Source organism: Pseudomonas sp. RL_5y_Pfl2_69 (genome assembly GCF_963970465.1).
Lineage (GTDB): Bacteria > Pseudomonadota > Gammaproteobacteria > Pseudomonadales > Pseudomonadaceae > Aquipseudomonas.
In genome coordinates, this window is sequence record NZ_CAXAOU010000009.1 from 203,341 (window position 1) to 229,090 (window position 25,750).

Annotated in this window: 22 protein-coding genes; 7 read left to right on the forward strand and 15 right to left on the reverse strand. The window is 59.5% G+C overall.

Annotated elements, in window-relative coordinates:
- Positions 1-25: 25 nt before the first annotated feature.
- The 5 genes from AACY07_RS16795 to AACY07_RS16815 form a co-directional block, all read right to left on the reverse strand.
- A complete protein-coding gene (locus tag AACY07_RS16795) occupies positions 26-1,381 on the reverse strand; it encodes a TolC family outer membrane protein (protein ID WP_339476244.1) in 1,356 nt (451 codons plus the stop codon).
- Between the two features lies 1 nt (position 1,382).
- Complete coding sequence (locus tag AACY07_RS16800; RefSeq protein ID WP_445261388.1) at positions 1,383-2,684, reverse strand: HlyD family type I secretion periplasmic adaptor subunit; 1,302 nt, start codon at positions 2,682-2,684, stop codon at positions 1,383-1,385.
- Positions 2,685-2,701: 17 nt separating this feature from the next.
- Positions 2,702-4,450: a type I secretion system permease/ATPase gene (locus AACY07_RS16805; protein ID WP_339476249.1), complete on the reverse strand. Its 1,749-nt coding sequence runs from the start codon at positions 4,448-4,450 to the stop codon at positions 2,702-2,704.
- Between the two features lie 122 nt (positions 4,451-4,572).
- Entirely contained in the window at positions 4,573-4,962 is a 390-nt protein-coding gene (locus AACY07_RS16810; protein ID WP_339476251.1) for an AprI/Inh family metalloprotease inhibitor, read from the reverse strand.
- Positions 4,963-5,014: 52 nt separating this feature from the next.
- Positions 5,015-6,457, reverse strand: coding sequence for a serralysin family metalloprotease (locus AACY07_RS16815; RefSeq protein WP_339476253.1), 1,443 nt, complete (start codon positions 6,455-6,457; stop codon positions 5,015-5,017).
- Positions 6,458-7,112: 655 nt separating this feature from the next.
- Here AACY07_RS16815 and AACY07_RS16820 point away from each other — a divergent pair.
- The 5 genes from AACY07_RS16820 (at position 7,113) to AACY07_RS16840 (ending at position 12,308) form a co-directional block, all read left to right on the forward strand.
- The gene (locus tag AACY07_RS16820; protein WP_339476256.1) at positions 7,113-8,138 is read left to right on the forward strand and encodes a LacI family DNA-binding transcriptional regulator; all 1,026 of its coding nucleotides are present in this window, start codon (positions 7,113-7,115) and stop codon (positions 8,136-8,138) included.
- An 84-nt stretch (positions 8,139-8,222) separates the two neighbouring features.
- Positions 8,223-9,005, forward strand: a complete 783-nt coding sequence (locus AACY07_RS16825) for a sugar phosphate isomerase/epimerase family protein (RefSeq protein WP_339476258.1) — start codon at positions 8,223-8,225, stop codon at positions 9,003-9,005.
- Positions 8,998-9,951 (forward strand): sugar kinase, encoded by a 954-nt coding sequence (locus AACY07_RS16830; RefSeq protein WP_339476260.1) that lies wholly within the window; start codon positions 8,998-9,000, stop codon positions 9,949-9,951. Before AACY07_RS16825 ends, AACY07_RS16830 begins: the two co-directional genes overlap by 8 nt.
- Positions 9,952-10,017: 66 nt before the next feature.
- Positions 10,018-11,313 (forward strand): MFS transporter, encoded by a 1,296-nt coding sequence (locus AACY07_RS16835; RefSeq protein ID WP_219261840.1) that lies wholly within the window; start codon positions 10,018-10,020, stop codon positions 11,311-11,313.
- A 20-nt stretch (positions 11,314-11,333) separates the two neighbouring features.
- On the forward strand, positions 11,334-12,308 hold the full coding sequence (locus AACY07_RS16840) for an NAD(P)-dependent oxidoreductase (RefSeq protein ID WP_339476262.1): 975 nt from the start codon (positions 11,334-11,336) through the stop codon (positions 12,306-12,308).
- On the opposite strand, the gene AACY07_RS16845 is transcribed toward AACY07_RS16840, so the two are convergent.
- From AACY07_RS16845 to AACY07_RS16860, 4 genes are read right to left on the reverse strand one after another with little or no spacing between them, the layout of a single operon-like run.
- Complete coding sequence (locus AACY07_RS16845) at positions 12,309-13,388, reverse strand: polyamine ABC transporter substrate-binding protein (RefSeq protein WP_339476264.1); 1,080 nt, start codon at positions 13,386-13,388, stop codon at positions 12,309-12,311.
- Positions 13,389-13,442: 54 nt separating this feature from the next.
- Positions 13,443-13,784, reverse strand: a complete 342-nt coding sequence (locus AACY07_RS16850; RefSeq protein ID WP_133078025.1) for a cupin domain-containing protein — start codon at positions 13,782-13,784, stop codon at positions 13,443-13,445.
- Between the two features lie 30 nt (positions 13,785-13,814).
- The gene (locus tag AACY07_RS16855; protein WP_339476266.1) at positions 13,815-15,221 is read right to left on the reverse strand and encodes an NAD(P)/FAD-dependent oxidoreductase; all 1,407 of its coding nucleotides are present in this window, start codon (positions 15,219-15,221) and stop codon (positions 13,815-13,817) included.
- A 35-nt stretch (positions 15,222-15,256) separates the two neighbouring features.
- The gene (locus AACY07_RS16860; protein ID WP_339476267.1) at positions 15,257-16,087 is read right to left on the reverse strand and encodes a helix-turn-helix domain-containing protein; all 831 of its coding nucleotides are present in this window, start codon (positions 16,085-16,087) and stop codon (positions 15,257-15,259) included.
- 242 nt (positions 16,088-16,329) lie between these two features.
- On the opposite strand from AACY07_RS16860, the gene AACY07_RS16865 reads away from it, so the two are divergent.
- Positions 16,330-16,608: a DUF1652 domain-containing protein gene (locus AACY07_RS16865; protein ID WP_219261837.1), complete on the forward strand. Its 279-nt coding sequence runs from the start codon at positions 16,330-16,332 to the stop codon at positions 16,606-16,608.
- 202 nt (positions 16,609-16,810) lie between these two features.
- On the opposite strand, the gene ggt is transcribed toward AACY07_RS16865, so the two are convergent.
- Positions 16,811-18,643 carry a gamma-glutamyltransferase gene (gene ggt, locus AACY07_RS16870; protein WP_339476268.1) on the reverse strand — a complete coding sequence of 611 codons (1,833 nt, stop codon included), beginning with the start codon at positions 18,641-18,643 and terminating at the stop codon, positions 16,811-16,813.
- A 330-nt stretch (positions 18,644-18,973) separates the two neighbouring features.
- On the opposite strand from ggt, the gene AACY07_RS16875 reads away from it, so the two are divergent.
- The gene (locus AACY07_RS16875) at positions 18,974-19,795 is read left to right on the forward strand and encodes a DeoR/GlpR family DNA-binding transcription regulator (protein ID WP_133078020.1); all 822 of its coding nucleotides are present in this window, start codon (positions 18,974-18,976) and stop codon (positions 19,793-19,795) included.
- A gap of 156 nt (positions 19,796-19,951) precedes the next feature.
- Here the strand turns inward: AACY07_RS16875 and otnI are convergent, their stop codons facing one another.
- From otnI to ltnD, 5 genes are all read right to left on the reverse strand, one after another.
- A complete protein-coding gene (gene otnI / locus AACY07_RS16880; RefSeq protein WP_339476269.1) occupies positions 19,952-20,734 on the reverse strand; it encodes a 2-oxo-tetronate isomerase in 783 nt (260 codons plus the stop codon).
- A 21-nt stretch (positions 20,735-20,755) separates the two neighbouring features.
- On the reverse strand, positions 20,756-22,216 hold the full coding sequence (locus AACY07_RS16885) for a GntT/GntP/DsdX family permease (protein WP_133078018.1): 1,461 nt from the start codon (positions 22,214-22,216) through the stop codon (positions 20,756-20,758).
- Positions 22,217-22,390: 174 nt separating this feature from the next.
- The gene (gene otnC / locus AACY07_RS16890) at positions 22,391-23,029 is read right to left on the reverse strand and encodes a 3-oxo-tetronate 4-phosphate decarboxylase (protein ID WP_339476270.1); all 639 of its coding nucleotides are present in this window, start codon (positions 23,027-23,029) and stop codon (positions 22,391-22,393) included.
- The gene (gene otnK, locus AACY07_RS16895; protein ID WP_339476272.1) at positions 23,026-24,318 is read right to left on the reverse strand and encodes a 3-oxo-tetronate kinase; all 1,293 of its coding nucleotides are present in this window, start codon (positions 24,316-24,318) and stop codon (positions 23,026-23,028) included. Before otnK ends, otnC begins: the two co-directional genes overlap by 4 nt.
- A 10-nt stretch (positions 24,319-24,328) precedes the next feature.
- Positions 24,329-25,246, reverse strand: coding sequence for an L-threonate dehydrogenase (gene ltnD / locus AACY07_RS16900; protein WP_257622890.1), 918 nt, complete (start codon positions 25,244-25,246; stop codon positions 24,329-24,331).
- Between the last annotated feature and the right edge of the window lie 504 nt (positions 25,247-25,750).

Consider the following 25,750-nt stretch of genomic DNA (forward strand, 5'->3'; position numbering starts at 1 on the left):
GATTTTACGCTCCTCTTTGATAAACCTATCGCGCCACAAAAGCCTCATCGACCCGTGCCAGGTCCTGTTCACGCAACGTGCCCGCGTAAAAGTGCAATTTGGTCCAGGCCAGCAAGTAGTCGTAACGGGTTTGGGCCAGGTCGCGCCGCGTGCTGTAGAGCTGCTGCTCGGCGTTCAATGCATCAAGGTTGACCCGCTCGCCCCCCAGAATGCTTTGCCGGGTCGAAACCACCAGCGCCTCGGCCGAGACCAGAGCCTTCTGGTAGGCCCGCAATTTGCTGACACCCGACAAACACGCATTGAATTGGCGCCTGAGCTCAATCAGGGTTTCCCGGGTCTTGCCCTCGAGTTCGTATTGCGCCTGGGACAGGTTGCTGCTGGCCTGACGCACCGACGCCGTCACCCCGCCTCCCGAGTACAGGGGCAGGCTGACCTCTATGCCGATGGTGTTGGTGTCGTAGCGTTGGTTGTAGGTATTGCCGCTCTCTGACTCCATCTTGCGCACACTGGCGTAGGCGTTGAGCTTGGGTAGATGCCCTGCCCGGTTTCGCTCGACTTCGTACCGTGCCACCTCCAGCGCCTCACGCTGTGAAGCGAGCACCGGGTTGTTGGCCAGGGCCATGGCATGCCAGGTCGAAAAGTTCGCCGGTTCCAGCGGCAATGAATTGAAACTTCGGGCCAGCGGCGTCAACTGCTCGATATCCAGTACTGCCACCCCCATCAGGGCGCCCAGCTCACGCAACGCTGCATCTTGCTCATCAAAGGCCTGGATCTCTTCTGCGGTGGCCAACTCGTAACGGGATTCGGCTTCCAGAATGTCGGTACGCGTACCTTCCCCTTGGCGAAACAGGTGTTCGTTCTGCTGAAACTGCTGCTCGTAGGCTTTTTTCTTGGCTTGAGCGATGTCGATCTGATCCTGCGCAAACAGGGCCTGGGTGTAATACGTCAGCACCCGCACCAGCAGCTCCTGGCTTTTGCTGCGAAACACTTCATCTGCAAACAACGCCTGGGCGACACCCTTGCGGTAATTGGCGTACGCCTCGTAGTCGATCAGCGGCTGCTGCAACATGAAGGTCGAGCCGTAACTGTTGTAGTGGCGGTCATCGTGGGTGTTGCCGCGCTCGTTGAGGTAGGTGGCTTTGGAGTTGTTGCGCCCCTTGTTGTAGTTGTAGGACAGCTTGGGCAGCAGCCCGGCGCGGCCAATGGCCCGGCTTTCAAGGCCCGCGTCGCGCTCCTGGATGGCACCCAGGAACTGCGGATCATTGCGCAACGCCTCTTCATATACCTCAAACAGTCCCATTGCCTGTGCACTGGCCGTGACCCCGAGCCACAGCGCAAGCGAGAGGCCCAACCGGGAAGCTCTTTTCATAGGTCGCAGCATCCTAGCGCTCAGTCAGCGCAGAACCTGCGCGATCCAGCAGCGGTTTAAACAAGTAGTTGAGCAGTGAGCGCTCACCCGTGCGTACGAACATCTCGGCCGGCATGCCGGGTCTGATGACCAGCCCGTTGAGTTTTTCCAGGGCCTGATCACTGACCGTGCTGCGCAGGACGTAGTACGGCATTCCGGTTTTTTCATCGAGCAACTGGTCTGCCGAAACCAGGCTCACCGCTCCAGACACCCGTGGTGTCCGGCTCTGATTGAACGCCGTAAACAGTATGTCCACGGGCAACTCGCTGCCCACACGGTCCACCAGGTTCACCGGCAGGCGCCCTTCGACTTCAAGGCGCGCGCCTTGGGGCACGATTTCCAGCAGGGTTTCCCCGGCCCGTACCACCGCACCCTCGGTGTGTACCCCCAGGTTGACCGCGATACCGTCCGCAGGCGCATTGATATCGCTGTGTTGCAGATCAAAGGTGGCCGAAGCCAGTTGCTGCTCAAGGGTCAGGGTTTTGAGTTGAGCCTCGGCCAACTGGGTGCGCACTTCCTTCTGATACTCGTCAATGTGTTGCGCCAGTTTGAGGCGCGACTCCAGTATGCCCTGCTCGATTCGTCCGCTTTCGCCGACGTTCTGTGCCAGATCCTGTTGAATCTGCGACAGCTGGCGTTCGTATTCCATCAGGCGGTTACGCGGGATATAGCCGTTGTCAGCCAATGGCCGCAGATTGCTCAGTTGCTGACGCAGGGAATCGGCCTGAGCCAACTGATCACCTCGGGCCCGGCGCATCCCTGCCAACTGTTGCGCAGCGCCTTCGATGCTGGCCTTGAGACCGGCCTGCTCGCGGGCGAAGGCCTCACGCCGACTGCTGAACAGTTGTTGCTGGCCTTCGAGCACCAGGGCCAGGCGCGGGTCCGGGTCGTCACTCAACTGAGGCGCAAAACTGACCCGCCCAAGGTTGTCTCGCTCACTTTGCCAGCGGGCCTGACTGGCCCAGGCCATGCGGTACTGTGCTCGCAGCGATTGCACATCGGCCTCGACCTGCGTGGGGTCCAGGCGAAACAGCGGTTCACCCTGACGCACCGTCTGCCCTTCGCGTACCAGAATCTGGCTCACCACCCCCGGTCCCAACGACTGCACGGCCTTGCGCTTGCCCGACACCACCACGGTGCCTTGAACGGGAATGCCCTCATCCAGCGGCGCGAAGCTGGCCCATACAAAAAAGCTTCCTGCGCCCAGAATAGTCAGTACCCAACCTGCCCGGACGTAAAACCCGGCCCCGCGTTGTGGCTGATGGTCATCACTCATGATGGGAGCTTCCTTGCTCATGCGTCGACACTCTGGCGATTGATACTGGCGGGCGTCGCCTGTGCGGCGGCGTGTTGTTGCTGTGCCCCGGACAACGCCTTGAGCACCTCGGCACTGGGCCCGAAGACCTGGGTGCGGCCATCATTGAGCACCAGCAGTTTGTCGGTCTGGGCCAGGGATGATGAGCGATGGGTCACCAGTATCACCGTGCAACCCTGCCCCTTGAGCTGGGCAATGGCCTGGGTCAGCGCCGCATCACCCACGGCATCGAGATTGGAGTTGGGCTCGTCGAGCACCACCAGGCTTGGCTTGCCGTACAAGGCCCGGGCCAGTGCCACGCGCTGCTTTTGCCCGCCCGACAAGCCGCTGCCCTCGTCCCCGAGCACCGTGTCGTAGCCTTGGGGCAGGCGCAAAATCATCTCGTGCACCCCGGCCTGCCGGGCCGCAGTGACCACCTGTTGCGGGTCGCCATCACGGAAACGGGCGATATTTTCGGCAATGCTGCCGCTGAACAACTCGATGTCCTGGGGCAGGTAGCCGATATGCGGCCCCAGTTGATCGCGGTTCCACTGATGGATATCCGCGCCATCCAGACGCACCGTGCCTGCCAGGGTGGGCCATGCGCCCACCAGCACCCGCGCCAGGGTCGACTTGCCGCAACCCGACGCGCCCAGCACGCCAAGCACCTCGCCCGCATTGAGACTGAAACTGATCTGATGCAGCGTGGGCAGACGCTGGCCCGGCGGCGCAGCACTGACCTGCTCGAAACTCACCTGCCCCCTGGGGGCCGGCAACGCCATGCTGTCTTCACTGGCCGGGTGTTCGCGCAGCAGGCTGTCCAGTCGCCCATAGGCCAGCCGGGCCGAGCTCCATTGCTTCCACACGGCAATCAACTGGTCGATGGGGCTCAACACGCGGCCCATCAAAATCGAACCGGCAATCATCATACCGGCACTCATGTCGCCCTGAATCACCAGCAAGGCACCCAGCCCCAGCACCAGTGATTGCAGGCACAGACGCAAGGTCTTGCTCAGCGAACCGATGACGGCCCCGGTGTCGCTGGCCTTGTTCTGCTCAGCCAGAAACCGCGAATGCAGGTTGAACCAGCGTTTGCGTAACACGCCCAGCATGCCCATGGCCTGAATGGTCTCGGCATTGTGCAGATGGCTGGTGGCCAGTTGGCTGGACTGCTGCGAGTACACACTGGCCAGGCCCAGGGATTTGCGCGTCATCACTTCGTTGACACAGGCCAGCCCAACCAGCAACAGCGCGCCTGCAGTGGCCAGCACCCCGAGCCAGGTGTTGAACAGGAACATCACGAACAAATAGACGGGAAACCACGGTGCATCAAAGAAAGCGAACAGGGCTGGGCCCGTGACAAATTGGCGGATGAGGGTCAAATCCCCCAGCGCCTGGCCGGCATGCGCCTGACCGCTGAACAGATTGCGCTCGAAGGCGGCGCGGTACACCTGCTGGTTAAACCGGCGCTCCAATTGGCTGCCGATGCGGATAACAATAAAACTGCGCACCGTTTCAAGCAGCCCGATAAAAATGAAAAAGCCCACCACCATCAATGACAACATGGCCAGTGTTGTGGTGTTTTGCGAGGACAACACCCGGTCATACACCTGGAGCATGTAAATGGACGGCACCAACATCAATATATTGATCAAGGCCGTAAAACACCCCACGCTGATCAGGGTATTTTTATAGTCACCCAGCGCCTGCAACAAGGGGGCGACGGGACTGTTATTCAGCCGCTTCATGAGGCTTCCTTGATAGATAAAGCATTGCATGCTTGCGCAAAAAAAAACCACAGTTACCCGCGAGCTGCGCCGGGCAATTACCCGTCCAGCCCTTTACCCCTGCACTAACGCCTTAATAACGATTAGTGGTTGGCGCGCACCATCACCAATATTCTTCGAGCGCCAAGTTGCACTTCATAGTGCCCCGGCTCAATACGGTTCATATGCACTATATCGGTACCGTCTTCGCCCATCAGGAATAAGCCGTCCGGGGTGGGCGACCAACTTTTCGGGACTTCGCCCAACCAGGTTTGCAAACATTCAACTTCGGGACTGAACGTCCTGTTCTCGGCAATCAGCTGTACCGTACAGGCCTGATCCACATCGTCCTGCGGATAAAATGTCCAGTTGCCCGCCAGTTGTGCGGGGCTCAGCAGCAGCAAGGAATTGGCCATGGCGCTCTCTGTAGAAAAGGTCAGCAATGCGGCGAGACACCCCATCACCTTGAAAAATCCGGTTAGCGTGCAGTTCATGTACTCAGCCCCCTGAAAGCAGCGCTTGCGCGCTGCTCCTGTACCGGCAGGCTTACGCGACGATGTCGTAAGTTGCCACTTGACCCACGGTGCTGACCAGGAAGTCAGCGACCGCATGGCCGCTGAAATCGACGGCAAAGTGGCCCTGGTTACTGGCTTTGTCGTAGCTCACGATCGCCTCGCCGGCACGCCCGGTGAAGGCATCGACAAAGTTCAGCCCGGCCAGTTTGGTGATGGCCGAAACGTCGATTTTGTCGATACCGGACTGGAAGTCCATGAGGGTATCGGCGGCATTGGGTGCAGAGTCTGACACCGCGCCAAACACAAATACATCGGCACCGGTGCCCCCCCAGAGCGTGTCAGCACCGCCACCGCCGTAGAGCACGTCGTTGCCGGCCCCACCCTTGAGCACGTTGTCGGCACTGTTGCCAATCAGCAGGTCATTACCCGAGCCGCCGATCGCGTTTTCGACTGTCACGCCCTGTGCAATCGACACGTTGCCGGTCATCCCGCCCACGTCAGAGAACGAACCTGCAGTCAGGTTGATCTTCTGGTTTTGAGTGAAGCCGGAGAAATCGAGGGTGTCATTGCCGCCGCCGTCCCACACCGCAAAGATCAGCTTGGAGCTGGCTGACGTCGCGCTGTAGAAGTCACGGTCTGCCGTGGCGTTGAAACCGTAAACGGTGTCATCGGCGCGGGTTTCAAGGTTGGCGCCGTAGAGTTTTTGCACCGCTGCAATGTCATCCAGCAACGGGGCCGATGCGTAGGCACCTTCGCCGCTATTGGTGAAGTGCTGACCGGTGTTGCTTTCACTCCAGTAGCTCATGACGCTGTATGCACGACTGTCTTCGCCATAAACCGCGTCGCGGTAGGTCGGGTTGCCATTGCCGGCATTGTAGTCGCCGGGGTGCGACAGCCCCAGGGTGTGGCCGATTTCGTGGGTCAGGGTCTGACGGCCGTAATTGCCTTCGCCCGGGGTTTTGTTGACGTCATAGTCCTTGTTGATCAAGTACCACGACTCGCCTTTGCGCGCACTGTTTGGCAGATAGGCAAACGCCGCACCGCCGTTGCTTGCACTGAAGTTGGCGAACGTCATGTGACCGTCGTCACCACGGGATGCCGGCCCCTCGGTGAAGGTCACTTTGGCGACGTCTGCCCAGGACTCCAGTGACAGCTTGGCCTGTTCCTTTTGCACTGCGGAGAACTGGCTGAAGGTCCCAAGTCCGCGGGTGGCATACCCAACCGGTGGCGCTGTCAGGAAGGTGTACGTGAGGTTGATCACGCCGTCGCCATTCAGGTCATGCCAACTGGCGCCGGAGCGGGTCAGTTGATCGGCCGCCTGATCGACGGTGAACGAAGGTTTGCCATTGACCAGGTGATTGCCGCGATCATAGAAATGACTGAAGTTATCAATTTGAGTGAAGACGGAACTGCTGCCAGTTGCCGACTGGGTCGGGCCGACAGACAGTGCCACTTTCTCTTTAAGTTTCGACATTTAAACATTTCCTTGTTTAGCCGTAGAAAATTTTGACAGACATCGACGACCCCTTGGCGAGATCGTCCTATCACTCGCCTTTATATGGCCGGCAGAAGCTGACACATCCTTAAATATTTAGTCCAGCACTTTTTCCGGCTAATTTGCGCAAACGGCGGAAGTTACCGGAAACATTGAATGTTTGAGCGAAAGTATTTTTTGATCCGCAAACGGCCACCAACTGACTGAAGGGTCTAAATTCAAAAAAGTTAAATTAACCGGCTTCTCGTCCGTCTCCAATAAGGGCCAGAAGTGCACTGATATAACAATCATCATATAACTTTCGAACCACTTCCAGTTGTCGATTGTTATATACACAATGTCGCGTGTTGATAAGTTTTCGTCGTGACTGGCAAGTTGTATTCAGAACACCGCATTGGCGCACTGTAGCCGCTGAAGAGCGCAGCGAGGCTGCGATCGGCTTGGTGCGCCAATGCGACGAAGCAATCGTAAAACCAGACAACCTGGAAATTCAGGCACATCGTGTTTACCGGTTTTACGAGCTTCTGAGACCATTGTCACTTGACGCCAACGGGGCATTTGAGTTTCCATGAAACCGGTTTCAGCGCTTTGCCGCGAAACCGCCTGCGATAACTCAAATAAAAGGTTTCAGGCCGTGAACAGTTTTTCAGCAGCCCAGCGCACCCGCGTGACCATGCTCGATGTTGCCCAGCGGGCCGGAGTGTCCAAGGCCAGCGTGTCGCGCTTCATTGGCGAAGACCGCGCCTTGCTGTCCGAAGCCATCGCCGAGCGTATCGAGCGGGCAATCAATGATCTGGGCTATCGGCCCAATCAAATGGCCCGCGGCCTGAAACGCGGTCGCACCCGACTGATCGGGATGCTGGTGGCCGATATTCGCAACCCCTATTCCATTGCGGTCATGCACGGCGTCGAAACCGCCTGCCGCCTGCATGGCTACAACCTTGTCGTCTGCAACACCGACCGTAATGACGAGCAGGAGCGCCAGCACCTGGCAGCTCTGCGTGCCTACAATATCGAAGGCCTGATCCTTAATACCCTTGGCCATGACCCTGACGCGCTGCAAGCGCTGCATCAGGAAATGCCCATCGTGCTGATCGACCGCAAAGTGGAGCAGTTGCACACCGACCTGGTGGGCCTCGATAACCCCGAGGCGGTGCGCATGGCGCTGGAGCATCTTGATCAGCAGGGTTATCGCGATGTGCTGATGGTCAGTGAACCGGTTGACGGTACCAGTTCCCGGATCGAGCGTATCAGCAGTTTTACCGGGCAACTGGCCGCACGCCCTGCCCTTCGTGGTGCCGTGCTCAAGACCGGCCCGGGCCTTCGCGCCGACATCCAGACCTTCCTGCAAACAACCGGCCACGGCCCCAAGGCGATCTTTTGCGCCAACGGCCTCGCCGCACTGGCGTGCACCCAGGTGTTGCGCGAGTTGAACTGCCGGTTGTTCGAAGACGTAGGGTTGATTGCCCTCGATGACCTGGAATGGTTCCCGTTGGTGGGCAGCGGCATCACCGCACTGGCCCAGCCCACGCAACAGATCGGCGCCAGTGCCTTTGACTGCCTGCTTAAGCGCCTGAGCGGTGACACGTCACCGCCACGGGCGCTGGATTTTCCTGCGCAATTGATTATTCGCGGCTCGACACACCCCCTGACGGCCTGACACTTCAGCGGCTGGTAACCCATGAACCGGTGACCAGCCGTTTAACGCACAATAAAATGAAACCGGTTTCAGAGATTAATAACAATGACGACATTTCCCGTTTCCATCAGCCTGTCGAGCTACGGCGCCGATCTGGTTCGCCAGCGCGGACAACACAGTTTCATTGAGTTGCTGGCCAATGCTGGCGTGTCCCGCATCGAGTTGCGCGAAGAACTGTTGACCACAGAAGACCCGATAGCCTTTAGCCAGTCCGTACAGCAACTGGGGCTGGAGTGCGTGTTCTCCTCGCCATTGGAACTGTGGGAAGCCGGGCAATCACGCCCCAATACCCAACTGCTCGCCACCCTTAAGCGGGCCCACGCGTTCGGCGCCCAATGGCTGAAGGTGTCGCTGGGCTATTTCACTGAACACTGTGACATGCAGAACCTCGCAGCCTGCCTGAACCAGCAACCGGTGCGTCTGCTGGTGGAAAACGACCAGACCTCCTACGGCGGCCGCATTGAACCCATGCAGCGCTTTTTCGATCAGGTTGAGCAGCAGCAAGCGCCCATCAGCATGACGTTCGATATCGGCAACTGGCAGTGGCAGGACCAGTCGGCCAACACCGCTGCCCGCCTGCTGGGCCGATACGTCACTTACCTGCACTGCAAAGGCGTGGTCCGTCGCCCGGACGGCAAGCTGGTCGCAACGCCACCGACTGCCATCGACTTGCAACAGTGGCAACACCTGATGACCCACATGCCCCACGGCCTGACCCGTGCCATCGAATATCCGCTGCAGGGCGCGGATCTCGACGGCCTGACCCAGGCCCATGTTGCCGTGCTGGCCCGCTTGAGCCAGAAGCAACAGGAGCTGAGCCATGTCTAAGGTTGATGTGTTGTCGTTTGGCGAAACCATGGCCATGCTGGTCGCCGAGTACACCGGTGATCTGGCGCAAGTCGGGCAGTTCCACAAGCGCATCGCCGGGGCTGACAGCAACGTAGCCATAGGCCTTGCCCGGCTGGGTTTCAATGTCACCTGGCTGAGCCGCGTAGGCGCCGACTCCCTTGGGCGTTTTGTACTCGACACGCTGCAAGCCGAAGGCCTGGACTGCCAGCATGTTGAAATCGATCCGCTGAACCCGACCGGCTTTCAGCTCAAGTCCCGCGTCGATGATGGCAGCGACCCGCAGGTCGAATACTTCCGTCGCGGCTCGGCCGCCAGTCACCTGAACAGTTCTGCGCTCAGTGCGCAGTTGCTCAGTGCCAGGCATTTGCACGCCACCGGCATTCCCCCTGCACTCTCGCCGAGCTGCAATGCGTTGTCCTTCGATTTGATGAAGTCGATGCGCGCCGCAGGCAGCAGCGTGTCGTTCGACCCCAATCTGCGACCTTCGCTGTGGGCCAGCGAGCAACAGATGATCCGCGACATCAACGCCCTCGCCGCCTGTGCCGACTGGGTACTGCCGGGCCTGAGCGAAGGCCGGATACTGACCGGCTACGACGACCCGGCTGATATTGCCGCGTTCTACCTCGACCAGGGTGCGGAAGCAGTGATCATCAAACTGGGTGCCAAAGGCGCGTTCTATCGCACGGCCCAGGATGAACAATTTATCCCGGCCGTACCCGTGGCCAACGTCATTGACACCGTCGGTGCCGGTGATGGCTTTGCCGTCGGGGTGGTCAGTGCCTTGCTGGAAAACCTCGGATTTGCCCAGGCCGTACAACGGGGCAACTGGATCGGCAGCCGTGCCGTACAGAGCCGTGGCGACATGGAGGGTTTGCCGACCCGTGCCGAACTGAACACCTACAGCGCGCTGCCCGCGTCCCTTTAAACACCGTCATTGGCTTCATTTGTAACCTGCTGCGAAAAAACAAAAACAAGCTCAGGAGCACCCCACATGCAATCGCTAAAACTCGCCGCCCGTCGCTGGTGGTACATCATGCCGATCGTGTTTATCACCTACAGCCTGGCGTACCTTGACCGAGCCAACTACGGCTTCGCCGCTGCCTCCGGGATGGCCGAAGACCTCAATATCACCCCAGGCCTGTCGTCATTGCTGGGCGCTCTGTTCTTCCTGGGGTATTTCTTCTTCCAAGTACCCGGTGCCATCTACGCCCAGAGAAACAGCGTCAAAAAGCTGATTTTTGTCAGCCTGATCCTTTGGGGCAGCCTCGCCACGCTGACCGGCGTGGTCTCCAACGCCTACTGGCTGATCGCTATCCGCTTTATGCTCGGGGTGGTTGAAGCCGCCGTGATGCCGGCGATGCTCGTGTACCTGTGTCATTGGTTCACCCGTGCCGAACGCTCACGCGCCAACACCTTCCTGATCCTGGGCAACCCGGTGACCATGCTCTGGATGTCGGTGGTCTCTGGCTATCTGGTACAGCATTACAGCTGGCGCTGGATGTTTATTGTCGAAGGCCTGCCTGCAGTCTTCTGGGCGTTTATCTGGTGGCGCCTGGCCGATGACCGTCCAAGCGAAGCCAAATGGCTGAGCAACCAGGAGAAAGTGGACCTGCAAAGCGCGCTGGATGCCGAGCAAGTTGGCATGAAGCCGGTGAAAAACTACGCAGCTGCGTTCCGTACACCGGCCGTTATCCTGCTGGCCTTGCAGTTCTTTTGCTGGAGTATCGGCGTGTACGGCTTTGTGCTGTGGCTGCCGTCGATCCTCAAGCAGGGCGCACAGATGGACATGATCGAAGCGGGCTGGCTTTCTGCTCTGCCGTATCTGGCGGCGGTCATCGCCATGCTGGTGGTGTCCTGGGGCTCGGACAAACTGCAAAAGCGCAAACGCTTTGTCTGGCCACCGCTGCTGATCGCGTCTATCGCGTTCTACGGATCCTACATGCTGGGCGCCGAACACTTCTGGTGGTCCTACGCATTGCTGGTGATCGCCGGTGGTTGCATGTACGCACCCTATGGCCCGTTTTTCGCCATCATCCCGGAAATCCTGCCCTCCAACGTGGCCGGTGGCGCTATGGCCCTGATTAACAGCATGGGCGCGCTGGGCTCATTTGCAGGCTCGTACCTGGTTGGCTATCTGAACAGCTCCACCGGCTCCACCGGCGCATCCTTCTTGTTGATGAGCGGTGCCCTGATGATTTCGGTGCTCCTGACACTGATGCTCAAACCCGCTGCCAAAGACCCTGCTGCGCCGCACCACAGTACTTCGCAACGCCTGGCCCACTCTTGAATTCAACGTTGGTGATTCCCTTGAAAAAGAATGTCGTGCTCTACAAAGAACTGTCCCAGGCGCTGATGCAGCGCCTTGAAGCCCACGCCAATGTCACGCTGATCGAGCGCCTGGACGCCGACGGCATGAACACATTGCGTGCCGCCCTGCCCCAGGCCCAGGGAATACTGGGTGCAAGCCTGAAGCTGGACGCGCAGTTGCTGGATCTGGCGCCAGATCTTGAAGTGGTGTCCAGCGTCTCGGTGGGTGTCGACAATTACGACATCGATTACCTGACCGAACGTAAAATTCAGCTCACCAATACTCCTGACGTGCTCACCGAGACCACCGCAGACACCGGCTTCGCCCTGGTACTGGCCAGCGCCCGCCGCGTGGTGGAACTGGCCAATATGGTGCGTAATGGCCAATGGCAAAAAAACGTCGGCCCCGAGCATTTCGGCACCGACGTGCATGGCAAGACCCTGGGCATTATCGGCATGGGCCGCATTGGCGAAGCCCTGGCCCAACGCGGCCACTTTGGCTTCGGGATGCCGGTGATTTACCACAGCAACTCGCCCAAGCCCGCTGTTGAAGCACGCTTCAACGCGCAATACCGCAGCCTGGATGAGTTGTTGCAGCAAGCCGACTTTATCTGCCTGACCCTGCCCCTGACCGCTAAGACCGAAGGCCTGATCGGTGCCGGGCAATTTGCCCTGATGCGCCCCGAGAGCATTTTTATCAATATCTCGCGGGGCAAGGTGGTGGACGAAGCGGCGCTGATTCATGCCTTGCAAAACGGCCAGATACGGGCTGCCGGGCTCGACGTATTCGAGCGCGAACCGCTGGAACTGACCTCGCCCTTGCTGAAACTGGATAACGTGGTGGCCACCCCGCATATCGGTTCGGCCACGTTCGAGACCCGCGAAGCAATGGCGCGCTGTGCGGTCGATAACCTGCTGGCGGCATTGGCCGGTGATCGCCCGGCCAACCTGGTTAACCCGCAAACACTGCGCTAATCACTTGCCGCTTTTGATATTGGTCCAGATACGGGTGCGTACCCGGTCGATATTCAGCGGCATGGCCTCCAGCGCAAACAACGTGTCCATCATTTCAGGGGTTGGATAGACCTTGGTGTCAGCCTTGATTTCAGGGCTGACCAAGGCATCTGCCTGCTCGTTGCCATTGGCGTAATGCACATGGTTGGTGATACCGGCCATCACGTCCGGGCGCAGCAGGTAGTTCATAAAGCTATAGGCCGCTTTTTCGTCCGGTGCGTCGCTGGGCATGGCAACCATGTCAAACCAGATGGCGGCACCTTCCTTGGGAATCCTGTAGCCGATTTCGACGCCGTTATTGGCTTCTTTGGCCCGGGTTTCGGCCTGCAGAATGTCTCCCGAAAAGCCGACTGCCACGCAGATATTGCCGTTGGCCAAGTCACTGGTGTACTTCGATGAATGGAAGTAGCTGATATAGGGCCGGACCTTGAGCAGCAACTCTTCAGCCTTCTTGTAGTCGGCCGGGTTCTTGCTGTGATGGGGCAAGCCCAGGTAGTTGAGCGCCGCGGGCAGGATTTCCGGGCCATTGTCGAGAATGGCTACGCCACAGGATTTGAGCTTTTCCATGTTTTCGGGCTTGAAGATCAAGTCCCAGGAATCCACCGGCGCATCGTCACCCAACACGGCCTTGACCTTGGCGATGTTGTAGCCAATCCCCGTGCTGCCCCACAGGTAGGGAAACCCGTGCTCGTTGCCCGGATCATTGACCTGCAGCGCCTTGAGCAGCACCGGGTTGAGGTTCTTCCAGTTCGGCAACTGGCTCTTGTCGAGTTTCTTCAGGGCCTTGCCCTGGATCTGCCGCGCCATGAAGTGGTTGGATGGGAACACCACGTCATAACCCGATGAGCCCGTCATCAACTTGCCATCCAGCGTCTCGTTGCTGTCGAACACGTCATAGCTGAACGTAATACCGGTATCGCGCTGGAAGTTCTTCATCGTGTCGGGAGCAATGTAGTCCGACCAGTTATAGACCTTCACAGTTTCGGCGGCCTGACACAGCGTACCGGCCAGCATCAGGGGCAACAGGGTCATACGGATCATGATTCGATTCCTTGCATATTTTGGGCAGCTGTTTTTATTGGCAGGTTTCGGCGATCAAAGGATCAATACATAGGTCTTGCGCACGGTTTCCTGGATGTCCCAGATTCCGGTGCTATTGGCAGGCAACATCAGTGCATCGCCCGCTTCGATTGTCAGGGGTTCACCGTTATCCGGGGTGAAGGTGCAGCGGCCCTGGATAAAGTGACAGAACTCTTGCGCCACGATCTGGCGACGCCAGCGGCCCGGGGTACATTCCCAGATGCCGGTTTCGACACCGTCGCTACGTTCGACACAGGTGACTGACGTCACCGCCACCGGCGTACCGAGCGGTACGGCGACAGGGAAAGACTCGTGCAAGGCCACGTGGGCGGTATTTTTGAACTGAGTGATGCTCATGGGATGCTTCCTGTTAAGCGCAAGTGTTGGTTAATGCATGAAACCTTCCATAAACCCGGCCATGCGGCTGGCAAATTGCCGACGCCAGGGCGGGCTGTCCGGATTGGCCAGGGTTTTGTCTTCGTACACAAAGCTGCGAATGATCGCGTTGTAGCCCAGCCAGCGGCACGGCTCGGGCTCCCAGGCCTTGAGTGCGCCGAGACCGCCTTCGGTCAGCACCCACGGTTGCCTGACCTCAAGGGTATCGCGCTGCAAAATCAGGTCTGCCAGGGTGCGCCCGCCCAAATGACTGGCGCCTACCCCCTCTCCACCGTACCCACCGGCCAACGCAATGCCCTGCTGGCGATCACAGAGCATGTGCGGCTGAAACCGTCGCGACATCCCCAGATTGCCGCCCCAAGCGTGAGTGATCTCGACGTCTTTAAGCTGCGGGAACAGTTCGCCAAACAGATAGCGACGCAGTTCGACTTCGTCCTTGCTCAGATCAAAGTTCTCACGCAAGCGCCCGCCAAACTGATAGCCACCCCGGGCCCCGAACACCAGGCGGTTGTCCGCAGTGCGCTGGCCGTAGGTGACCTGACGGCTGCTTTCGCTGAAGGCCTGGCCCCGGGACAGGCCGATGCCGTCCCAAGTGGCTTGCGACAAGGGTTCGGTAGCCACCAGCAGGCTCTGCACAGGCAATTGATAACGCCCCAGAGGGGCCAGGGTGTTGGCGTAGCCTTCCACGGCTGGCACCACCCACCGGCTGCGGACCTGGGCCCTGGCAGTGCGGGCAAAACCTGCGCGCCATTCGGTGACCGGGCTTTGTTCATAAATCTTCACCCCCATGCGTTCAACGGCACGGGCCAGGCCGCGTACCAGTTTGGCAGGGTGAATGGTTGCAATATGGGGTGTGAAAATCCCGCCATAGGGTTTGGCGACGCGGATCTGCTGTGCCAGCTCGGCGGGGCTTAACCAACGGTAATCGGACTCGTCCAGGCCTTCGGCATAAAGGCTCGCCAGATAGCTGCGCAAGCTGGCTTCCTGCTCCGGATAGCGGGCCGCGCAATACAGCCCGCCCCCTTTGCGGTAGTCACAGTCGATCCCTTCGCGATCAATGACGCTCTTTACTTCATCGGGAATGCCGTGCAGCAAATCGAAGGATTGGCGCCGCTGCTCCACAGACAGGCCTGCGAGCAAGCGGTCTTCACCCAGCAAGTTGCCCATCAACCAGCCACCGTTACGTCCGGAAGCGCCAAAGCCTGCTGTTTGCGCCTCAACGATGGCGATACTCAGTTCAGGGGCATGGCGTTTGAGGTAATACGCCGTCCAGAGTCCGGTGTAACCGGCGCCGATAATGACCACATCGACATCCAGGTCGTGCTCAAGGGACGGGCGAGGTACGAGCTCCTCCCCAAGCTGGTCCATCCACAAACTGATTGAGCGCCATGCTGGCATTACCGACTCCACACCGATCCAAGAATGGCTCGATCCTAGTCGTTGGCCTCTGGCGCGTCTTGCGTGCGTGCCCGCAAAGAAATTTGTTTGGCGTAGGCCTTGGGCGATTGCCCGGTGTGCTGGCGAAAACAGCTGTAAAACGCTGATATCGAGTTGAACCCCGCCGAAAAAGCCAGCTCATCGACTTTGACAGGGGTTGCGGCCACATCCATCGCCGCCAGTACATGGCGCAGCCGTGCCTGATTCACATACCGATAAAAGCTGAGCCCCAGCACCTGATTGAGCAGATAGGACATCTGATTGCGGGTGTAGCCGCACGCTTTGGCCACTTGTTGCAGGTCCAGGTCGGGATCGAGCCAGGGTTGCTGGCGTTCGAAATAGGTTTGCAGGTCCTGGGCCATGAAGCTCAATTGCCGGGCCGAAAGCCCAAGGCGGCTGACCGCAGGCCGAAACGATCCCGGACGTGCACAATGAGCGGCGGCTTCGTGAACCAGAGAGGCGTACTCATTGACCCTCCAGATCAGCCCGTCACGCACGGTAATGGCTTCGCTGGCCCGGAAGGACACCAGGCCCTGGCTGCCGCGCAGGGTCATGCGGTACTGGATAAAGGCGGTATTGCCATCCAGGCGGATACGATCGCTGTGTTCGAGTGCTTCATCCGGTTCTCTGGGCATGGACGACTGCACATACTCGCGCAGTTCATCGAGGACCATGACCCGATTCTGGAAAAAATCGTTGTAGGTCACCTCGGGATGATAAAGCGCCATGACTCCATCAAGGTCCCGATGCTTCCAGCACAGGTGATAACGCATCACGGTTTCGCCAGTGGCGCGGGTGTGCTCGGGGCCGTCGTCTGGGGCTGACATAGAGTGCTCGAAGGCAAAAAACAGAGAGTGCCGAGTTTGTGCGCAGGCTTCAATGGCCATCGGCAGGAGATAAATAGCCTAAGTGCATGATTCATATCAAAACCTGAGCACTCAATCGGCTAACGGGCAAAATAAGGCTTATCGCTATCAGTGTTGGATGCTAGCTTTGAGCTCGAAACACGTGCAAACACACGCGGCCAGAATCGTGCCGCAGCCACAACTTGAGCTAAAGGAATTGCTCTATGTACTCGCAGGGAAACATCAATAAAGTCACCTTCCCGAACGCCTGCCAACTGATGCGCTGGCATTTTCATCCGATGGGCTTCGAGGCGACCATGGACGCGCCGAGCAGCATGATCGCCCGACTGTTTGACCGCGCCAGTGGCGAGACCGTGATTGCGATTGCCGGCATCCCCTGCGCCACGGTCATGAGCCTGGGCCAGTTGGGGCACATCATCCAGGTCGTGGAGGACGAACTCGAAAGCTTCGTACCGCCACAGGCCTGGCAGGCGCAGGCCTGAACTGCGCCTGCGCCCGCATCGCGAGCAAGCCCGCTCCCACATGACTCTGCCATTAAAGGCATCACTAGACCTGTAGGAGCTGGCTTGCCTGCGATGGCATCCCTGCGGTTTGACTGACAGACCCCAGCGCCCGCATCGCGAGCAAGCCCGCTCCCACATTGACTCTGCCATCAAGGGCATCACCAGACCTGTGGGCGCTGGCTCAGTCCCCCAATGCAGTGCCTTCACGGCGCGGGTCGGCACCGGCGGCCAAGCCTTGTTGATCGCGAACGATAACCTGGGTGCCACTGGTCATCTCGATGACGGACACATCGTGCCCTCGATCCTTCAACTGTTGCACCAATGCCGGGCTGACAAGGCCGGCCTCGACTTCTGTGCCCACGTTGCGGCTACCAAAGTTGGGAAGATTGATCGCCTGCTGAGGGTCGAGTTTCCAGTCCACCAGGCCAATCACCGCCTTGTTCACATACTCGATGATCTGGGAGCCACCCGGAGAACCAATGGTGGCAATCAGCTCGCCGCTTTTTCGATCGAATACCAGTGTCGGGGCCATTGAAGAACGAGGTCGCTTGCCCGGCTCGATACGGTTGGCCACCGGCTTGCCGTTTTCCTCAGGGACAAAGGAGAAATCAGTCAGCTGGTTGTTCAAGATAAAGCCGTTGGTCATCACATGTGAGCCAAATGCAGCTTCAACCGAAGTGGTCATCGATATAGCGCCGCCCTGATCGTCAACGGCTGCAATTTGCGAGGTGGAAATACGCAGTGGTGATCGATCCGGTGCCAGCGCGAGGTTCACCCCTGCTGGAGTCCCCGCCTGGGCGCGCCCCATGCTTCGCTCGCCGACAAGAGATGCCCTGGTCTGCAAATACGCTTTATCGGTCAGCCCTTTCACATTGACCGGCACGTAGTCGCTATCTGCCAGATACAGCGCCCGGTCGGCGTAAGCAAGACGCTCGGCCTCCGAGATCAGGTGTACGGCGCTAACCGCAGGTTCCAGGCCTGCTCCGGTCTTGCTCGGAACGGGTTGCAGGGTGGCCAGATCCAGCGCGGGCGATTTGTTTTGCAGGGCTTCGAGAATCCCCAGGGTCTGCAGCACGGCAACGCCACCTGAAGACGGCGGCGGCATGCCACAGACTTTCCACTGTTTATAGTCACCGCACACTGGCTGACGCTCTATGGCCCGGTAACTGCTGATATCGGACAGGGACAGGGTTCCCGGGTTGGTGTGGGACCTGACCTGATCCACCATCCCCTGCGCCACGACGCCCTGGTAGAAGGCGTCTGCCCCGCGTGTAGCGATGGCATCCAGGGTCTGGGCCAACTCAGGGTTTTTAAGCAGTGTGCCGACCGGCAAAGGCTGCCCCTGGTCCGTCAGGAAGTACTTGGCCATTTGCGGTGAAGCGGCGATGAAGGGGTCGGCGGTGATTTGGGTATGCAGGCGTTTGGAGACAGGAAACCCTTCGCGCGCCAGTTCAATGGCAGGCTGGAACAGGTCACGCCAAGGCAGTTTGCCATGTTGCTGATGGGCCATTTCCAGCGCTCTGAGCACCCCCGGCACGCCCACCGAACGCCCGCCGATCTGGGCCTGCGTAAAAGGGATCGGCTGGCCGTCTTTACCCATGAACATATGGCTGGTGGCACCTGCCGGGGCCGTTTCCCGGCCATCAAAGGCCTGAACCCGCTTGCCGTCCCAGTACACGATGAACGCACCGCCGCCGATGCCGCTTGCCTGGGGCTCTACCAATGCGAGCACGGCTTGCATGGCGATGGCCGCATCAATTGCCGATCCACCCTTGCGCAGCATCTGCTGCCCTGCAGCGGTTGCCAATGGATTGGCTGCCGCGGCCATGTGACGGGTTGCATGCACGGGCGCCATGCCAGCCCGAAAGCCCGAGGATATCTCGGGTGCAGGGGGCAATTCGGAGGCTTTATCAGGTGGCTGGTATCCGCTGCTGCAGCCCCCGATCAAGAGGGCAAGGGCCGATAAACCAATAACACGGGCGTGGTTGTTCTTGGCAAGCAGGGTATTGATCAAAAGAAGTTCCTTCACTTTTTTGTTTTACGGACATCACTCATTAAACAGGCTTGTCGCGAATCGGTGACCCGCGCAGTGTATCTATACGTACTGAAACGTAGTGGCCACTTTTGCCTCAAACGTTGCAACAGTCACTGGCAGGCATTCTTGACCGTCGAGCCATCCAGGGCAATTTTCCCGGCCTGGAGGATAAAAACCATATCTTTGATTCATCATTATCTCCCTGAAAATCCACACGTTCATTGAGCCCTGGCACTACTGATCAGGCAGCGGATTCGCTACTATGCACGCACATGCGAAACACGCAGCCCTACCCCCTTGGAGCACCGAATGCCCAGCCAAAAGGACACCGCAGCCCCAAGCACCGCACCGGTGATTCCTGACCAGCGCCGCGAGCTGATCCTGCGACAGTTGCGCAAGCACCAGATACTGAGTGTTCATCAGTTGATGGAGATGTTCGACTGCTCGCACATGACGGTACGCCGCGATATCGCCTTGCTGGAGCAAGAGGGGCGCGCCTATTCGGTAACGGGTGGTGTACGGATTGCCAGCCAGCTGCACAGCGAGCCCAGTCATCAGCTCAAGGCAGTGGTCGAGTTGCCGCAAAAGCAAGCCATGGCCAGGCTCGCGTCCCGACTTCTGCATGCCGACATGACGGTGTACCTGGATGCCGGTACCAGCACGCTGGAAATTGTGCCCTATGTGAAGGCATTGACGGGCATGACCGTAGTGACCAACGATTTTGGCGTGGTTCAAGCCTTGCTGGACGCCCCCCAGGTGACGGTCATTCATACCGGCGGGCAGCTTGATCACTCCAACCATTCCTGTGTCGGCAACCTGGCCGTCGCGACCTTGCGCCAGATAGTCACGGACGTCGCCTTTATTTCCACCAGTTCCTGGGATTTGCGCCGCGGCATCACCACGCCTTCGGCGTTGAAGGTGGAGGTCAAGCAGGTGGCGATGCATTCAGCCTCGCAAGTGGTGCTGATCGCCAGCAGCTCCAAGTACGGCACGTTCAGCATGTACAAGATCGCGGGGCTTGAGCAGTTCGACATCATCATCAGCGATGATGCCCTTGCGGCCGCGGCAGCCGACGGGATTCGCAAGCAGGGTATCGAACTCTTGTTACCGGGCGATCAAAAGCCGGCCTGACAAACAGCGCTGGTACTGGCTGCAATTGTGGGAGCGGGCTTGCTCGCGATGGTCTTCAGAGGGGCGCATTGACTCAGTCAATACGCGTCATCGTTAACGATCATCGCGAGCAAGCCCGCTCCCACAGAGGCAGAAATCACTTGAGTGAATACCTGATCAGCGCGCTCTCCACTCCCGCAGCCACTGCAGCCCCGCCGAAGTGTCTCCCTTGGGGCGGTACTCGCAGCCGACCCAGCCGTCATAGCCCAACTCGTCCATCAGGTCGAACAGGAACGGGTAATTGAGCTCCCCCAAATCGGGCTCATGACGATCAGGCACACCTGCAATCTGAATGTGACCGATCCCGTCAAAGTCGCGACGAAGCTTGGTGGCCAGGTCCCCTTCCACTATCTGGCAGTGATAGCAGTCGAACTGAACCTTGAGATTGGCCGCGCCCACCTCCTTGCAAATGGCGTGGGCCTGATCCTGGCGGTTGAGGAAAAACCCGGGCATGTCTCGCGTATTGATCGGCTCCAGCAACACGGTGATGCCCGCCTGGCTCGCTTGAGCCGTCGCGTACGAGAGGTTTTCCAGGTACACGCCATGGTGGCGTGCTCGCTCGGCTGGCGAAGGCAGTAACCCCGCCATCACATGGATACGGCTGTTGCCCAGGACCGCGGCGTATTCCAGCGCGCGGTCGAAGCCCGAGCGAAACTCATGTTCGCGGCCCGGCAAGGTTGCAATGCCCCGCTCTCCCGCCGCCCAGTCACCGGGCGGCGCGTTGAACAGGGCCTGGACCAGGCCGTTGTCGCTCAGGCGCTGCTTGAGTTGCTGGGCGCTGTAGTCGTAAGGAAACAGATACTCCACCGCTTCAAAACCATCGGCCGCCGCCGCGGCGAAACGATCCAGAAAAGCGTGCTCCGGGTACAGCATGCTGAGGTTGGCAGCAAAACGAGGCATGTTAACTCCTTGGGAAATGGGTCAGACAAATGGCCAGATCACCAGCGTGATCAAGAAGCCGAGCGTGCCCAGCAACGTCGTGATCACGGTCCAGGTGCGCAAACCGTCCGCGACGTTGAGCCCGGCCAGTTTCGTGAAAATCCAGTAACCCGCGTCGTTGATGTGCGACATGGCCAACCCGCCACCGCCCATGGCCAGGCACAGCAGCGCCATGTGGTTGGGCGTCAGGTCAAGGGTGACGATCAGCGGGCTGATGATACCCGCGGTAGTCACCAGCGCCACAGTGGTCGAACCTTGTACCGCACGCAGCAACATGGTCAGCAGGAACCCCAGGGCCAGCACGGGCAACCCGGTGGTACGCAACATGTCGGAGACCACCGCGCCGATCCCGGTGTCGACCAGCACCTTGCCGAATACACCCCCTGCACCGGCAATCAGGATGACCATGGCCACGCCGGGCAGAGCCGAACCGATGACATCAGAAACCTGGGTGCGGCTCCAGCCACGGCGCGAGCCGAGCAGCCAAGCACACAGCAAGGTGTCCAGCAACAGCGCCACCAGCGGTGCGCCGAGCACGGTCATGATCCCGCGCAAGGTCGATTCCGGGGGCAGCAACGAGTTAGCCAGGGTACCCAGCAGGATCAGCACGATGGGAAACAGGATCAGGCCTGAAATCAGTGCAAAGCCGGGCGGCGGTGCCGGCGGCAGCTTGGAGACGATACTGCTGGTGGATTCCTCCAGCCCCATGTGGGTCTCGGCGACAGCCGCTTTTACCGTGTCGGTTGACTGGCCATTGGTCCATGCCGCCAAGTCTTCGTTGGTCACATGCGGGCCATAGACTTCAGCGCGAATGTCATCGCTCATCGGGTAGAAGCGGCGCGTCATGCGCCCGGCCACCCGGTAGCCGACGTAGCACAGGAAGGCCGTGATCGGCAGGCCGAACATCAGCACACGACCGAGGTCAGCCCCCAACTGGCTTGCCGCCGCGACAGCACCCGGATGGGGTGGCAAAAAAGCATGCACGGTGAGCAGCGCCGCGCACATCGGCAACGCAAACACCAGCAGCGGTTTACGCGCTCTGCGCGCCACTCCGTAAGCCAGCGGCATCAGAATGATCACCCCGACCTCGAAGAACACCGGTACACCAATGATAAAACCGGCAACCGTCAGCGCCAACGGCGTGCGACGGTTGCCGAAGCGCTCCATCAACGTCTTGGCCAGCGCCTCGGCACCGCCGGAAAGCTCGATGATCCGTCCGATCATTGCGCCCAGCGCGATGATGATCGCAATGTGACCGAGGGTCTTGCCCATGCCGCCTTCAATGGTTGCCACCAGATCCGCCGGTTTCACCCCGGCCACCAATGCCACCAGAATGCTGACCAGCATCAGGGCCACGAAAGGTTGAAACTTGTACTTGAGCACCAGGAACAGCAACAGCGCGATCCCGGCTCCGGCAGTCAACATCAGAATGAACGGGCTCATGACTGCCGCGCTCCAGGTTGAACGATGGGTGGGCGAATGCCACTTAAAACATGAGTGATACGGTGATCGTATGCCATGAGGTCAAGTCCTGTTGTTATTGTTTTAGGCAAGCCGCTCCCCACAGGAGTAGCACTGCTGCTCCCGGGCATAGCCTGCATTAGCGGTGTATCGGCCCTACCAGTGAACGTTGAACGCTTCTCGCAATTCATCCAGGGCGAGTTGATCCAGCGGCTGCGGACGCGGGTCGCTCATCAGCCACAGTCGTGCCGTTTCCTCAAGCTCCTCCAGGGCATAACTGGCCTTGGATACGGAGCTTTCCCAGACCACCGGGCCGAGCCGTTCGAGCATTACGCCCCGCACGCTGTTGGCGAGTTGCGCGACTTGCTCGGCCACCTTTGGGGAGCCCGGCCGTTGATAACCGATCAATGGAATGTGCCCGACCTTCATCACCTGGTAAGGCGTCAACGGCGGCAGAATGTCATCCGGATGCCATACCCCGGCCAGGGTCAATGCCACCAGATGGGTGGAATGGGTATGCACCACACCCCCGACGCCTGGATTGCGGTCATAGACCTGGCGATGCAGGGCCAGGGTTTTCGACGGCTTGTCACCGGACACCCACTCTCCCGCGAGGTTGACCTTGGCGATGGCCGCTGGATCGAGACGACCCAGGCAGGCATCGGTGGGGGTAATCAGCCACCCATCGTCAAGACGGGCGCTGATATTGCCAGCGCTGCCCACGGTGTAGCCGCGCTGATACAGGCTGCGACCCACGTCGCAAATTTCCTCGCGCAATGCGGCTTCGCGGCTCATTGCGCACCTCCGGCCAGTTGCTTCAAAGCCTTGTCGAAAAATTCCCGGCAACCAAAATTGCCCGACTTGAGCGCAAGCGCCAAAGGCTCATCGGTGCTGCTGACCGTGGCAGGCACGCCCGGATCGATCTGCGCCCCGATCTGCAACAGTTGCACCCCCAACGCCTGCACCACCGCGCCCGAGGTTTCACCGCCTGCGATCACGAAGCGACGCACGCCAGTGCTCAGCAGACCTTTGGCAATGTCGCCAAAGGCGCGCTCTACCAGGCTGCCAGCCTGCTCGACACCCAGTTGCTGTTGCACCGACTTGACCTCGTCCGGCGAGCTGGTGGCATAGATCAATACGGTCTGCCCATGATCCCTGGCGAAAGCCAGCGCCTGGGCAACAACCGGCTCTCCGGCTGCCAGGGCCAACGGGTCAATGCGCAGGGCCGGGCGGCCTGATTCAAGCCACGCAGCAACTTGCCCATTGGTCGCGACAGAGGCACTCCCCGCCAGGACCACTTCACCTCCCGACACCGTGGGCAATGACGACGCATCCAGATGCCTCAGCTTGCCTGCGCGACGGAAGTTTTCCGGCAGCCCCAGCGCCAGGCCCGAACCACCGGTCAGCAGAGGCAGGTCGGCACAGGCCGTGCCCAGGGTGTAAAGGTCCTCATCGCTCAATGCATCGGCGATAGCCATGCCAATACCTTGCGCCCGCAATTCGGCGATTTTCCCGCGTACGTGTTCAGCGCCCAGTGCAATGCTGTCGTAGCGCAGCAACCCGACCTTCAGGGTGGTCTGGGATTGCAGAACACGCACCAGATTGGCATCGGTCATGGGCGTCAGCGGATGGTGCTGCATCCCCGACTCACTGAGCAGTTGATCCTGCACAAACAAGTGGCCGCGAAAGATGGTTCGCCCGTTCTCCGGGAATGCCGGGCAGGCCAGGGTGAAATCACTGCCCAGCGCCTCGAGCAATGCTTCGCTGACCTGGCCGATGTTCCCGGCGGCTGTGGAATCGAACGTGGAGCAATACTTGAAGAAAATCTGCTCGCAACCTTGCTCTCGCAACCAGTTCAACGCCGCCAGGGATTCTGCGACAGCGTCTTGGGTCGGCATGGTGCGGGATTTCAGTGCGATCACAATGGCGTCGGCGTCGAGCCCGGCGGCGACTTCGTTGCCGGGAATACCGATGCTCTGCACCGTGCGCATGCCTCCGCGTACCAGCATATTGGCCAGATCCGTGGCGCCAGTGAAGTCATCGGCGATGCACCCCAGCAACGGGCGGGCGATGGAAGTAGTCATGACACGGCCCTCAAACGGATTCAGGTTTGGCTTTCGGAAGCTCAATGCCCGGGAAGATCTTGATCACGGCCGAGTCATCCTCGCGGCCAAAACCCGCGCTGGAAGCTTGCATGAACATCTGATGTGCCGTTGCCGATAACGGCAGCGGAAACTTGCTGGCCCGCGCGGTATCGAGAACCAGGCCCAGATCCTTGACGAAAATATCGACGGCGGACAAAGGCGTGTAGTCCGCCTTGAGAATGTGCGGTACGCGGTTTTCGAACATCCACGAATTACCGGCGCTGTGGGTGATCACTTCATACAGCGCATCGGCATCCACCCCTTCGCGCAACCCAAGGGCCATCGCCTCTGCGGAGGCGGCGATGTGCACGCCGGCCAGCAATTGATTGATGATTTTGACCTTGGAACCCAGGCCATGAACATCACCCAGGCGATAGACCTTACCGGCCATGCCCGCCAGGATCGCATCGGCCCTGGCGTAGGCCGGAGCCGGGCCGGACGTCATCATGGTCATCTCGCCCGCCGCAGCCTTGGCGGCGCCACCGGAGATCGGCGCATCCAGGTACAGCAAGCCTTTCTCATCCAGGCGTTGCCCCAGTTCCACCGCGTAGGTCGGTGCGACAGTGGCACAGCCAATCACCAGACTCCCCGGGCGCAATGCAGCCACGGCGCCACCTTCACCGAACAACACGGTTTCGGTCTGCTCGGCATTCACCACAACGGTGATGATCACATCACACTCACCGGCCATGTGAGCCGGTGAAGTGCAAGCCACACCGCCTTCGCTGGCAAATTGCGTGGTGACGGCTTCGCGCACGTCACAGGCATGCACGTTGAAGCCGCTGCGCAACAGCGAACGGGCAATGCCCAGTCCCATCGCGCCCAGACCGATTACGCCGACATTCTTGTTATTCATGGGGTACTCCAGAGAAAAGCTGCGGGCACGGCCTGACCGTAAAGGCGCAGGGCATTGTCCACGTGTGCAGAGAGGGGAAAGACTGGATCGATGGTGATGGCGGTGCCAGCCACAGGAGAAGCGGCGACAAGGCGGCTGGGCGTAGTCTCGAACATCGTCGCAATCCTGTTTTATGTTGTTTTCAGGTTGTCATGCGGATTGAGCAGATAATCCACCAATGATCAGATTATGTGAAGTTATTTTTTCATCTAACATTTTTTAACATAACCGAATAACATCGCCCCACGCCAGGCATACCCCATCACTTGCTGTTTTCGGATGGCATCGCACACAAGACAACGGTCGAAGGACCCGGAATGGCGGACACGCAGAATCGTGGGCTCGATGTTTGAATCGCCCCGGGTTTCGTAGACATCTCTTTGCCTTAAACTGAGGCCAATTAGGAGGTGCCATGAGCAACCCGCGTTACCCCGAAGAATTCAAAATCCAAGCGGTCAATCAAGTGACCGAAAAGAA